The following is a 12,793-nucleotide window of genomic DNA, read 5'->3' as shown; positions in this document are numbered from 1 at the left end:
GCTTTCGACGCTTCGATCACTTTCGAGCAAAAATCTTATTAAATTTAAAGTATAAAGAAATTGGAGTTCATCTGGGTTAAGGTGCTGAAAGAGTATAGCACCCCAACATTTGACTTAGAACCTGTTTTAGGAAATTTTGTTTCCCTCTTACTATATTACGTCTGTCTGCCCTCAACGATTGTTTTAAAGATTCTTCTTCAACTAACGTCCCCATTAGTTGAAGAAGGTCCTAAGTATTATTTCTTCGTTATTTTGAAGGAGATCAAACGGTCACTGACTATCGTTCAACTATATGAGTAACTCTCTTATTATATGTTTATCTTCCAATACTCACCAAATCCATAAGGCTTTTTTCAATGTTTTCTAAAGATTTTACTAAAATAGTTCTTGGACATGCAAAATTGATTCTTTGGAAATGTTCTCCCCCCGCCCCGAAGATATATCCATCATCCAGTGCAATTTTTGCTTTTTTCTGCAGCATTTGCTGCAGTTCCACATCTGTAAAATTAAGATCACTAAAATCAAGCCATGCTAAATAAGTCCCCTCAGGTCTAACTAACTTTACTCCTTGCATTCGTTCTTTTATAAATTTATCAATTAAATCAAGATTGTTTTGCAGGTATTCAATAAGTTGCTCAAGCCACTCTTCCCCGTTATTGTATGCTGTTATCTGAGCCACTGATGCAAAAGATCCTGGATCGATGTCAATTGTTGTTAGTTTATGGTTTAATTCTTCCCTTAATGATTCATTGGGTATTATAATATCAGAAATATGCAAACCTGCAAGATTGAATGTCTTTGAAGGCGATGTACATATAATTGAGTTCATTTTAAATTCCTCAGAAATCTTACCAAATGGAATATGGCAATTTGGCTGATATATTAAATCAGAGTGGATCTCATCTGAAATCACCAGTAAATTATTCTCTAAACAAATTTCACCCAACCGTTGTAACTCTTCAGCTGTCCATACACGTCCAACTGGGTTGTGGGGACTACATAAAAACATGAGCTTTGTTCTGCTATCTTGAGCAATTCTTTCTAATTCAGAAAAGTTCATTTCATATTTTCCATTATTAAATATCAATGGATTATTAGCAATATGACAACCATTATTGGTGATAATGTTAGCAAATGGGTAATAGACAGGACTTTGAATTATCACCTTATCACCTGGCTTACAGAATGTTTCTACAATAAAATTTAGTGCAGGTATTATTCCAGGCGTGAAAAGTATCCATTCCTTTTCAATATCCCATCCGTTTCTCTTTTTATGCCAATTTACTACTGACTCTAAAAATTCATCACTTTTATGACCATAACCAAAAATACCATGTTGTGCTCTCTCTGTTAGTGCCTCAATGATAGGTTGAGCTACTTTAAAATCCATGTCTGCAATCCACATTGGAATGCTTTCTGCATCTCCAAAATTTTCTTGAAGATGTTTTTTAGACCATTTTATAGAATCAGTTTCTCGTCTATTAATAATTTCATCAAAATTATATTTGATCATAATATCTTCTCCATAGATTCCTTTAGGGATTTACAATAAGAAATAAACTGTAGCTAGCTTTTTATACCAAACTATACTTTACTAAAGTCCTCTTTAATAATTGAGTACATGTATAAATCATCGAATTTACCACAAGTATATTCATAATGTCTCAGCAAACCTTCTTTACTAAAGCCTTGCCTTTCAACAAGTTTTTGTGATGAAAGATTAGCTGGTTCAATTAATGCCTGAATTCTTTCTAACTGAAGGTGATGAAAACCATAATTAACAACAGCTTCTAATGCTTCACTAGCTATCCCTTTTCCCCAGTAATCTTTGCTTAATTCATACCCAACTTCAGCTCTATTATGTTTTGTAATCATATTAAGAAAACCGCAACTTCCTATAACCTTACCACTATCTTTTAGAGTTATTCCCCATCTAATTCCTGTACTTTCTTCGTAAATTGATTTATACCATCCAATTTCATCTTCAACATCTTTTACATTTTCACAGGGCATTATTCCCATATGTTTAACAACATCTTTATCAGATAAGTATTTAAATATATCATTAACATCTTCTAGCATTATTTCTCTCAAAATTAATCTATTTGTTTCAAGTATAGGAAATTTATTTTTCATTTAATTACCATCCTTTCAAACCTCTAACATTCGATTTATTTCTTATCAAAAGAGTGGTTTTGAATTTATTTAAGTGTTATTACTTTTACTTATAATATTTTTAAACTCAGGAGTTTCCATTAATCCTTGGAAAAATTTATGTTTGGCTTCTCTATAGATATCCATTGATTTGCCTTCATATTCCTTCTTTAAATTATCGTATTCATCACGGTAATTGATATTAGCCAATAAAACCTCTCTTAATTTCCAAAAGAAATCAAAATCAGCATCAATTATAGTTAATTGCACGCCTAAAGGTGGATTGGTCGTATCATCTTTAAATGCCCTAAAGGTATCAGTCTTAATACTTTCCTCATTATGTTCATATATACTTGAAAGTAGTTCCACAGCTTTCGGAAATTGCTCAGCACAAACACGTACTTGGATGTCTAAATCCCCCTTAGTTAAACTATTAGGAATTGCTGTACTGCCCACATGCTGGATATCTACATCAGGCAAAAGCATTTTAATCTTATTTTTATTCAATAAAAATGTTTTCTCAACATTTTTATTGAATAGTTCACTATCAAAAAAATTTACCTTTTCCATAAGGATCTCCTTTCTATTATTTATTATTCTTTCGATGTTCCCCTATAAAAGGGTACTTCAATAAAGTTGTGAAGAAATCCTACTTTGGAGAAATAGAACTGAAATGGTTTTATTTAAATATTTAATTTACTTTAACTTTCATTAGAGGGAGACTACGGTCAGGAAATACAGTAGATGGAGCAGAACCAATATTTTTTGCTCCCATTTTTAAATAAAAACCTTCTGCGTTAGGATCGCTATCTATAGTAAACTCGTTTAACTCTAACTCCTTTGCTTTATTTAATAAATGGCCCCATATTATTTTCCCTAATCCCTTACCGATATAGTTAGGTTCTATGAATAGTGCATCTAATTTTTTTTCATTTATATCAAAGCTATAAAATGCTACTATTTCGTTCCCACTTTCAACTAAATAAACTGAATTCTTTTCTATATATTCTTTTGTTACCGTTAAAGCATCTGTATCTTTACATTTTCGGATAAAATCTTCTGTATAACCCCAGTAAGCTTTTGATTTATAAGCTATATTGCTTAATATATTACTATCCTCAATTTGGGCTCTTCTAAATAACATATTAATACCTCCTATTTTGCTTTTTTTCTATAATGGCTGAGTGATACTGTATTAAAAATTAATATTGTTCCAATACCGCGTTTCAATTCCTATTTTTGCTAATCAATACCTTTTCTTTTAGATCTCCATTCATCTTCAATTCCCTCAATTCGCTGAAAAGCAAGCTGATATATCAAATGGAAGTCCTGTATTCTCTTTTTAGCTACATGATAGTCATCTAATTGATCTTCTTGGATATCTGACTCTTCTGGCCAGTTTTCTAATATACTCTCAGTACCTGATAAAAATTGTTTCATTTTTGTTAAAAGTGTTTGAGCCATTATTAGGCTATTATCTTCAGCTACATAATAATAATCTTTTCTATCACTTATTTTAGATTTTTTCACTGACAATCCACCTGCTTCTAAATCACGAATTCGGATGCTTACAGCGGCTTTTGTTACTCCTAATTGATTAGCCATTTCTTGTAAACTTAATGGTTTAGACGAAAATAATAAAGCAGTAAAAAGTCTTGCAGCTAATAAATTACCACCGTCAGCACTTAATTTCTCCAATTCTTGGCTAAATTGTTCCTGTAAATTATGAAGATTAGACATTTTAGTTCTCCTTATCACTTTATCATTAACGATGACGTTAACGATATTAATGATAAATAATGAATAGGATATTGTCAATGTGTGTTAGCGTTAAATTAGATCATTTTATTTTTAAATTTCCATTTTCAATCCAAGTTTTTATTTGACTAAATATTACATCTACCATATCGTTAATATCGTTAAGAACAATTTTAATGATATTAACGATATGGGGTGTGTCTAATGAATTCATCATCAATTGAAGATAAACATTATGAGTGTGCAGAGAGATTACTGGTTTGGAATACGCTAAAGGATGTACTTAATGGAAAAATTATTCCGAACTGGTTCGGAGAATCAGAGTGCTTTTGGTATCAAAGAGATATAAATACATGCAGCAAGCAATTTATAGTGGTTGATCCAATAAGGAAAAAAAGAAAAGAAGCATTCGATCATGAAAAGCTGGCAAATGCTCTTTCCCTATTAACAGGGAATCCGTATACTCCTTATGACCTTCCATTTGATTCATTCAGCTTTATCGATAACGAGCATTCAATTCAATTTAGTATAGAGGAAGCCTCCTGGGTTTGTCATTTACATCAATATGAATGTAAAAGGATAAAAACAAATAGAGGACTTTCGCCATATGAAAGCTGTTCACCTGACGGAGATTGGTCTGTTTTTACTAAAAATAATAACTTGTATTTGCGCAGTTTAAATACTGCAAGTGTTAAAGCACTTACTGTCGATGGTGAACCATATTATGATTATGGAATTCAGCCAGATTCAAGCACAAGTGCAGTTTTTGATCGTTTGTACCAAAAACATCTACCACCTCTGGTTTTATGGTCGCCAAATTCTAAAAAAGTTGTTTCTCATAGGTTGGATCAAAGAAAAGTTAGAACACTACATTTGATACAGTCGGTTCCACAAAATCAAGCAGGTGAACCTGAAGCTCATGCTTACCGATATCCTTTGGTTGGTGATAAATATGTTCCACTAATAGAATTTTTTATTTTCGATATAGAAAGTGAATCTACAATAAAGGTTGATTTCGGTCCTATAATTTCTGGAATGATGTCACCTTTAACGCATAATTCACAAACTGCATTTTGGACAGATAAAAGTAATAATTTCTTTTTTTTAAATTTCTCTAGAGATTATCGAATGGTCCAATTTATCTTAGTAGATGCTGAAACAGGTAAGGCTAGAATTTTATTAGAGGAAAAGAGTAATAGTTTTATATTTACAGATTTATATAATCTCGGCTTTGGAGGTGTGAACATAAGATGGATAAATAAAAGCAATGACTTTATTTGGCATTCCGAACGAGATGGTTGGTCACACCTATACTTATATGATGGAAATACTGGACAATTAAAGAACCGTATAACGTTGGGAGAATGGGGAGTTCGCCAAATTATAAGCGTTGATGAGGAGAAGGAATGGTTATACTTTACAGCGGGAGGGAGAGAAACTGGCCGTGATCCTTATCTTCAACATCTCTATAGAGTTCGCTTTGATGGAACTGAACTCATGCTTTTAACCCCTGAAGATGCAGAACATGAGGTGTTTATCTCCCCTAGTTATAACTATCTTGTAGACACTTACTCCCGTGTTGATTTACCACCTCAAACCGTATTACGTAAAACTGATGGAAGCTTTGTTTGTCATTTGGAAAAAGCAGATGTGAATCAACTTTTAGCAAAGGGGTACAATATTCCTGAACGTTTCACGGTTAAAGCAGCTGATGAAGTTACTGATTTATATGGGATTTTGATACGACCAGCAAACTTTACAAAACATAAAAAATATCCAGTTTTAGATAGTTTTTATGGTGGTCCTCAACTCATTCACACTCCTAAAAAATTTACTTGGGGTGGTGAGTTTTTAGTAGGACCTCTAGATTTTACAGGTGGAGCACAGGCATTTGCTCAGCTTGGATTTGCAGTTATTATAATGGATGGAAGGGGCACACCCTATCGTTCCAAATCGTTTCATGATTATTCTAATGGAAACTTAGAACGAGCTGCCGGTTTAGAAGATCATGTAGTAGCCCTTAAACAATTAGCACAGCGGTACCCTTTTTTAGATAAACACCGTGTTGGTATATACGGGGAATCTGGTGGCGGCTACGGATCTACTAGAGCAATCCTATCATATCCTGAAACCTATAAGGTTGCAGTTGCTGGTTGTGGAAATCACGATCAACGTTATTATTTAGCCTTTTGGGGCGAACGATTTCAAGGAATGTTTGATCCTGAACTATATAAAGAACAAGATAATACGCTCTTAGTAAGTCAGTTAAAGGGAAAATTACTTTTAGTAACAGGAGATATGGATGATAATGTGCATCCTTCTTTGACGATCCGAATGGTACACGCACTAACTAAGGCAAACAAAGATTTTGATTTAATGATTCTTCCTAATCGGCATCACAGTATTAGTGCAGATGTTTATTATATTCGTCGACGGTGGGACTATTTTGTTCAGCATTTATTAAAGGTAGAACCCCCTAAAGAATATTCCATTAAAGATCCTATGTTTCCAGGATAACTACATTAATTTGATGGGAGAATCTCCCCCCTCTCCAATTATGCTTTTCTGTCAGTAAATGAACGTTTACAACACATTTTTATCAATCTTTTTTACAAAACAACAATCAGATTTCAATACAAGTTAGCTATCTTATTACGTCACATAATAGAAATGTATAGCATCTAGCTACTGATTTTGTTACTAAGGGTCACTAGTATAGTGATCCTTTTAAATTCTTTCCTTATATTGAAATTAGTTGCCGTTATATAGGACTCGATATTCCACATAGATATTCTACTTACTCTTACTGATTAATTAGCTATGCTAAAGTTAGTTCTCGAATATCTATAAGTGTTACATACTTATCACGTTTATTACTGACATCGTTATAAATGCCACGAGCTGTAATAAGTGTAACATCCAAGAAGGAAATTTTATCTCTGGTAGAAATAATCGGATGAAAAGAAAGTTAGGTGTTAAAAATGTCTGATTATGATAGTTCTGCACATTTGAAAGCGATTCATGCCAACCGTAAGGTAAAAACCTATCAAAAGGTAGATAAAGCAATTAAAAGGCTTGTAAAGACCAATGAAAAAATTAACTTTAACATTGTATCCAGTGAAGCAAATATATCAAAAGCAACACTCCATTTTGAGAAAAGCTTGCTCAAAATGGAGGTAACCTTTCTAATTATTTTTATAAAAAGTTTCATCAATTAGATGAGAGTCATTGAGCTAAAGCACTTCATTAGTACAATAAATCCAATAAAAAAGACCATCAAAAATGATGGTCTTACTTCACTAACTATCACACAGTCATTAAAAATCAAAGGACATTATAGAAAATAAAATCCTCCATCTTTAAATTTATTGTTCCATAACATTTCTAATAAACAATTGCTTATTTTTATGAGCAATTGTACTTACTATCGCAAGCAATAGCCCCGAAATAACGAATACAATTCTAACCCCTAACAAATCTGCTAATACTCCCATAACAAGAGAACCAACGCCAAAAATCCCAGTTCCGATAGCACCTAATGAAGTATAAACAGTTGACAACTGTTCTTTTGTCACACTAGTTTGTATAACTGTTTGTTGAGGAATGGTTTTAATTTGTCCAAAAAGCCCTACACAAAATGATAAAAGTAAGGAAATCAATGGAATGCTGTTGATGCTAAATAATATTGTGAATAAGAAACTTGCGAATGAACCGACAAAAATAAAGGTTCCTATTTTCTTTTCAACAAAAGACGAAAATTTAATACAATAAGCACTTCCTAAAATCAGACCTAAAAAGTTAGCTCCATTGATAAATCCCCACCATTTTTCATCAACGTTCAATGCATCATTGACAAACACATATAAAATAGCAGCTATCCAAACCGTTGCTGCCATTGTTTCCAAAAATTCTATCCAAGCAATCTTTTTTAATACTGGCGTGTTAGATAAGGTTTTCCAACCCTCTTTAATCTTTTCTAGTTTCCCTTTTAACTCGGTTGTTTCATGGTTTACACTTTCTAAAAGGCAAAGTATTATGCTTGCAATGACAAATAAACATCCAACTAACCAAATAAGTTGTTGAGAACTCATAATAATTAGCAATGAACTTCCTACGAACCACATACCTGCTTGTATGACCTGCGTAACAGTTTCTGAAATGCCATTAGCTTGAATTAGATGTTCAGGTTTAACATAATATGGAGTCAATGTCTGTCTTATTGGATTTGCACAACCGTCAAAAAAAGCAATCAATCCTATTATTAAAAAGATAAAATAATAATTAGCTGCTGTTAAACCAATTAACATAAACCCTAGAATAAAGAGTAAAATCGTTTTTGCAATTTGTGACCCAGCAAGTAACCATTTAAGATTTAATTTCTCAACCAAAAGAGGTGTCAGCAGACTGGATATAAACATAGAAGAAGCAATCGTAAATGGCACAAAAGATGCTGCAATTGCAGAATCTGTTAACAAAAAAATTGTACTTATAACACTTACTATATATAATACATCGCCTATATTAGCGAGTGACTGACCCAAAAGTAATAAAGAAAAATTTCTATTTAATTTCATTATATATCCCCCATTTTTTCATTCAAATTTTGAATCAATAGGGGGAATTTTAGATTGGACTATTCATTTTATATCCCCAATATTTCATTAGAATTATGAATTAATAGGGGGATTTTAAATTGGACTATTCATTAAAATTTGACTCCTATCATATATCGATAAATCTGGGGGATGTAGATTTATCACAAGTTTTGTATCAACAATAATTACTTATATGAATTATAGCATTGTTTTCAAAAAAATTTCAGAAAAAATAATATATAGAGGTTCTTGTCTTTATTATACAAAATCTAAAAATTCTTGTCCTTAGTTTTGGACAAGAACTTTTAGACATTTTATTTTAAGACACCAAATTTTAAAATTTGGTGTCTTAAGTTTCATTAAGTTCAAAACCATTTTGTTCTATATACGAGAAGAATATACCGATTAATTAAATCTCTTAAAGTCTTATCGTATAATCGAAAGGGACCTGTTTTTTCTTGACAAACCCTCTTGTCTAAATAGATTGTGTATTACTTAATTCTAAGTAAGCGAATTAATTCTCTCTGTTGTTCCTGATGAAAATAAATGCTTTGGAGAGATGATAAGAGTTTTAAAAAAGGATGGAAGGATTCTGATCTTTGAAAATTTGCTCCTAAAAATCAAAAAATAACTCTAACAAAAAAACTGTTTAGACCATTTATAAGCATGTTAGGAACTGATATTGGACGAAGTTTTGAGGGATTGATTAACTAAAATGAACGAAGACTCAAAATTATAAAAGATGAACCCATAATGTTAAACGGAATGTATAGATATATTGAAGTAATTAAACTTTCTTAACTACTAAATAATAGGCATAGCTGCACAAGCACTATGCCTATTATTAGTAACTGCACTTATTGTCAAACATACACTTCTAAAAATTATTGGATTAACAATTAAATGCGTCACACTATCTATTATTAATCAGTAATGAAAACACCTATAGGATACTAAAAATAGTATAGTTTGTTAAATCCGAGTGAGTGTTTAGTATTATAGTTACTTACATTTTAAAGCTATCGCTTTTGTACGTCGCTCATTAAATTCCATAATTCGCGTTTCATTATTATTACCTACTTCAGATTTTAAGCGCTCGATTGCTTCATCAAGAATAGCAATTTCATTATCATAATCTTTTAATTTACGATAAGCCTTCGCATAAGAACTATAAAGCGCAGGTGCATTATACCCGTTAAAACGTGCTTTATCGAATAGTTCTATAGCTCCAATAATGTTGCCGGATTTGCGTTCTTTATCACCTTCTTCGTAATAATGAAAACCTTTATCAAAGCCTTTCTCCCAATTGTTTAGATTTTTAATATCTTTTAATGGTACACGATTATGAATAGCATTGATTACTGGTTCTTCTTTCGAAACAGAAGCAAACTCTTCAAACTTATTCTTTAAATGTTTCCATACATCAATCAAATGATACGTTGGAATTTGACCTCCTAATTCAATTAAGGCTTTCTCTTGATCAATATCGTAATTTATGACGTAATCATCACCAATGTATATCCATGCCGTTACAGATTTAGCAAATTTACTTTTCAGCACCTTATTTTCATTTGCTTTTAACGTGTTTGTAACCTCATCTTTATACTTTTCTAAATTCCCACCATATATAATACTAATTTCATCACGCATACTACGTGTAATAAAGGCAACAGCTTTTAAATTTTCGTTCTGAACTTCATCGAAAGTACGGTGTTGTATACCAAAATAATGTTCTTCTATTTCAGATGCATATAAAACTGGCGCCGTTTCAAACTGTATTTTGGGTGTACTTGGACTGCGATCATAGCCATTCCCTCGTTTTGTAAACAAAGGGATATGACGATTGGTTAATCTATCATTAGTTTCGTTTAAAATACGAGATATCTCTTTGCTTTCCAATTCAATCGCTTCACTTTCAGTTAACCCTGTAGCAACGAAATGATTATCTGTTTCATACATTTTTCGGATTTTTTCAGCTTCGTATGCTCGCTGATGGAACTCTATAAAACGTTTGCCACGTCCTTTGCCAACATAGAATATTTCTCCTGTTTCTTTAATAAACCATTCATACACATAAAAATCTTTTTCAGTACTACCTGTTGATACACCAACGGGTAATGATGTTAAATTTATATTTCCTTCATTGTTAAGTCCTATTGAAAATCCTAGACCACCTGTGTATTCAAATTTATTTGAGTTTGTATTTTCTGAAACTGGCTTTTGGTTAGTATTCACCTTTTTCTTCTCTCCAAGCTCTACGTCTTTCTTTTTACTCTTAAACAATTTACTGAAAATCCCCATAACAACACTTCCTTTTTGAAAATGTAATATTTCAACAAAATTATAGATTCTTTATAGCCCCCTACTTCGAATAACAATTATTAAATAAAATACTAACTTTCACATTTGAACGTACGATAAATGACGAGGTATTTTGAAAATATTTCTTCTTAACATAAAAAAGAAGCATGATTTTAACCATGCTGCTCTGTAATTTATAAGTGTTCCCTCTTTAACATTTATTCATTTTTTCAAAGATTAATTTTTAGTGTTATATGTTGTACATCCTTATAAAAAACTAATTGAATAAGTGTGTAAATTAATGATATTAGACTTATCCCACTTTTTAAAGATCTCATTTTTCGTATGTCTTAAAAATTTCATTTGCAATATTTAATATTAAACGGAGTTCGGTTTCACTTTTACCTTCTATTAGATCTTGCAAGATCATAATCAACTCTTTTTTTTCAAAATACTTGTTATCGAAATTTAGAGTATCAAATTTAAAGATACTACTCGGTGCTTCTTCCAAGCCTTCAGTAATCTTTTCTAAGGTCTGGATGGTAATATTCCTATCCCCTCTTTCAACTCCAGCCAAATATGAAGTTTGCAGTCCACATTTTTCGGCCAATTCTTCCTGAGTTAGTTTTTTTAATTTCCGAATTTCCTTGATGTTGCTACCAACTAATTTGACTAAACTTTCCACAAAATCACCTCACATTTAGACTATGTGAGGTTTGTACTATCTTACAGATACATATAGTATAAATTTGATTTAATTATGTACTTATAAGTACTATGCTGTTTAAGTATTAAATTTTTGTTAAGGAGTTTTTATTATGAGTAATAACTTACCTTCAAATATAGCAATAGAAAATGTATTACAGTCTAAAATGCGTGGTCGTGTTACGTATCAAGGCTTTGTTTCATCTCAAATTGCAGTCAACTTTTCATATTCAAAACTTTATAATGATTCTTCTGGTAAAGGCTATCAACGTCCTATTGATAAAAAAAGATGCAAAGATTTTGCAAGTTATTTATCACAAGGTGAAGATGCTCTTTACACGCCAATATTATTAAATGCTTCAGGACATTGGGAATTTCACGCATATGATGGTCAAAGAAGAAATTTTAAAGCTACATTAATGGATGGGCAGCATAGATTAGGTGGAATAAGTGAATATATTAATGAAACAGACAGCACACTTAATGTTCCCTTCCTGGCTTTTCATTATTTAGATGAGGATGAAGAAATTAAATTATTTGATGTAATTAATTCAAAAGCTAAGGGTATTGGTACATCACTAAGTCGCTATTTAAATAGGGATAATGATGAAATAAGCTGGGTCGCTACAAATTTAATTCTAAAGCCAGAGAGCCCATTCTTTAGTAAAGGAACCTTAATTGGAAGAAGAACTAAAGAAAAAAACGTAACATTACAAAATCTGTACAACATCATAAAATTATTAACCAAAAAATCTGCTTTAGCAAATCTCTCAAAAGAACGAAAACTAAATATAGCTTTACTTTACTTCAATTTAATAAAAGATTTGTTTCCAGAACAGTGGAATGATAATCAGTTGTATAGAATGACACATATTACTTGTTTAAATGCATTGGCGATTGTTGGAAATGAAATAATTAATGACAATTATTCAATGAAATCTCAACAACCGGATTCTGTAAAAATTACCGAACTTTTAATTAACTTGAAAGAGGTTGATTGGTTATCTACAGGGAATTTAAAGTATTTAAAAGGGGCTACGGGTTCTAAAATGTTGGCAGATGATATTTTAAATTGTATAAATAGTTAATAATAAAGCCTCCGATTTTTCGGAGGCTTTATTAAATGAAAAGTGCAGTTTTATAAAAGTGTTTATTACGAAATCAGCTATTTAGATAAAAATAAACTGAAAACGTTTTATTATAAAAGCTGACTTTAGATCCATTGTCCTTCCTCATCTATTAACTTTATTTTGGAGTTACTTTCGATTAATCTGATTAAC

General features: G+C 31.7%; 10 protein-coding genes and 1 pseudogene. 3 read left to right on the top strand and 8 right to left on the bottom strand.

The window, feature by feature from the left end; translation table 11 throughout:
* Positions 1-316: 316 nt before the first annotated feature.
* The 5 genes from B1B04_RS17245 to B1B04_RS17225 form a co-directional block, all read right to left on the bottom strand.
* Complete coding sequence (locus tag B1B04_RS17245) at positions 317-1,513, bottom strand: MalY/PatB family protein (RefSeq protein WP_079562634.1); 1,197 nt, start codon at positions 1,511-1,513, stop codon at positions 317-319.
* Between the two features lie 71 nt (positions 1,514-1,584).
* Entirely contained in the window at positions 1,585-2,136 is a 552-nt protein-coding gene (locus B1B04_RS17240; RefSeq protein WP_079562633.1) for a GNAT family N-acetyltransferase, read from the bottom strand.
* A gap of 69 nt (positions 2,137-2,205) precedes the next feature.
* Complete coding sequence (locus tag B1B04_RS17235; protein WP_079562632.1) at positions 2,206-2,724, bottom strand: GrpB family protein; 519 nt, start codon at positions 2,722-2,724, stop codon at positions 2,206-2,208.
* A gap of 121 nt (positions 2,725-2,845) precedes the next feature.
* Positions 2,846-3,298: a GNAT family N-acetyltransferase gene (locus B1B04_RS17230; protein ID WP_079562631.1), complete on the bottom strand. Its 453-nt coding sequence runs from the start codon at positions 3,296-3,298 to the stop codon at positions 2,846-2,848.
* 98 nt (positions 3,299-3,396) lie between these two features.
* The gene (locus B1B04_RS17225; RefSeq protein WP_079562630.1) at positions 3,397-3,894 is read right to left on the bottom strand and encodes a GbsR/MarR family transcriptional regulator; all 498 of its coding nucleotides are present in this window, start codon (positions 3,892-3,894) and stop codon (positions 3,397-3,399) included.
* 222 nt (positions 3,895-4,116) lie between these two features.
* On the opposite strand from B1B04_RS17225, the gene B1B04_RS17220 reads away from it, so the two are divergent.
* Together B1B04_RS17220 and B1B04_RS17215 are read left to right on the top strand one after the other, a co-directional pair.
* Positions 4,117-6,429 (top strand): S9 family peptidase, encoded by a 2,313-nt coding sequence (locus B1B04_RS17220; protein WP_079562629.1) that lies wholly within the window; start codon positions 4,117-4,119, stop codon positions 6,427-6,429.
* A 464-nt stretch (positions 6,430-6,893) separates the two neighbouring features.
* Positions 6,894-7,070, top strand: a pseudogene (locus tag B1B04_RS17215) (DUF6262 family protein); the annotation flags it as partial.
* 207 nt (positions 7,071-7,277) lie between these two features.
* Here the strand turns inward: B1B04_RS17215 and B1B04_RS17210 are convergent.
* The 3 genes from B1B04_RS17210 to B1B04_RS17195 form a co-directional block, all read right to left on the bottom strand.
* Positions 7,278-8,486, bottom strand: coding sequence for an MFS transporter (locus tag B1B04_RS17210; protein WP_079562628.1), 1,209 nt, complete (start codon positions 8,484-8,486; stop codon positions 7,278-7,280).
* Between the two features lie 1,023 nt (positions 8,487-9,509).
* On the bottom strand, positions 9,510-10,808 hold the full coding sequence (locus tag B1B04_RS25740) for a GIY-YIG nuclease family protein (RefSeq protein WP_170939006.1): 1,299 nt from the start codon (positions 10,806-10,808) through the stop codon (positions 9,510-9,512).
* 334 nt (positions 10,809-11,142) lie between these two features.
* The gene (locus B1B04_RS17195; protein ID WP_079562627.1) at positions 11,143-11,493 is read right to left on the bottom strand and encodes a helix-turn-helix domain-containing protein; all 351 of its coding nucleotides are present in this window, start codon (positions 11,491-11,493) and stop codon (positions 11,143-11,145) included.
* A 133-nt stretch (positions 11,494-11,626) separates the two neighbouring features.
* Here B1B04_RS17195 and B1B04_RS17190 point away from each other — a divergent pair, with 133 nt between their 5' ends.
* Positions 11,627-12,601 (top strand): DGQHR domain-containing protein, encoded by a 975-nt coding sequence (locus tag B1B04_RS17190; protein WP_079562626.1) that lies wholly within the window; start codon positions 11,627-11,629, stop codon positions 12,599-12,601.
* Positions 12,602-12,793 lie beyond the last annotated feature (192 nt).

The organism is Lysinibacillus sp. KCTC 33748 (assembly GCF_002237755.1).
In the GTDB taxonomy this organism is placed as follows: domain Bacteria; phylum Bacillota; class Bacilli; order Bacillales_A; family Planococcaceae; genus Lysinibacillus.
This window is presented reverse-complemented; position numbering and strand designations above follow the sequence as displayed.

Excerpts from the sequence above, each read along its gene's own strand:
- B1B04_RS17210 (WP_079562628.1), bottom strand. The coding sequence starts at position 8,486 with ATGAAATTAAATAGAAATTTTTCTTTATTACTTTTGGGTCAGTCACTC.
- B1B04_RS17190 (WP_079562626.1), top strand. The coding sequence starts at position 11,627 with ATGAGTAATAACTTACCTTCAAATATAGCAATAGAAAATGTATTACAG.
- B1B04_RS17235 (WP_079562632.1), bottom strand. The coding sequence starts at position 2,724 with ATGGAAAAGGTAAATTTTTTTGATAGTGAACTATTCAATAAAAATGTT.
- B1B04_RS17225 (WP_079562630.1), bottom strand. The coding sequence starts at position 3,894 with ATGTCTAATCTTCATAATTTACAGGAACAATTTAGCCAAGAATTGGAG.
- B1B04_RS25740 (WP_170939006.1), bottom strand. The coding sequence starts at position 10,808 with ATGGGGATTTTCAGTAAATTGTTTAAGAGTAAAAAGAAAGACGTAGAG.
- B1B04_RS17245 (WP_079562634.1), bottom strand. The coding sequence starts at position 1,513 with ATGATCAAATATAATTTTGATGAAATTATTAATAGACGAGAAACTGAT.
- B1B04_RS17240 (WP_079562633.1), bottom strand. The coding sequence starts at position 2,136 with ATGAAAAATAAATTTCCTATACTTGAAACAAATAGATTAATTTTGAGA.
- B1B04_RS17230 (WP_079562631.1), bottom strand. The coding sequence starts at position 3,298 with ATGTTATTTAGAAGAGCCCAAATTGAGGATAGTAATATATTAAGCAAT.
- B1B04_RS17220 (WP_079562629.1), top strand. The coding sequence starts at position 4,117 with ATGAATTCATCATCAATTGAAGATAAACATTATGAGTGTGCAGAGAGA.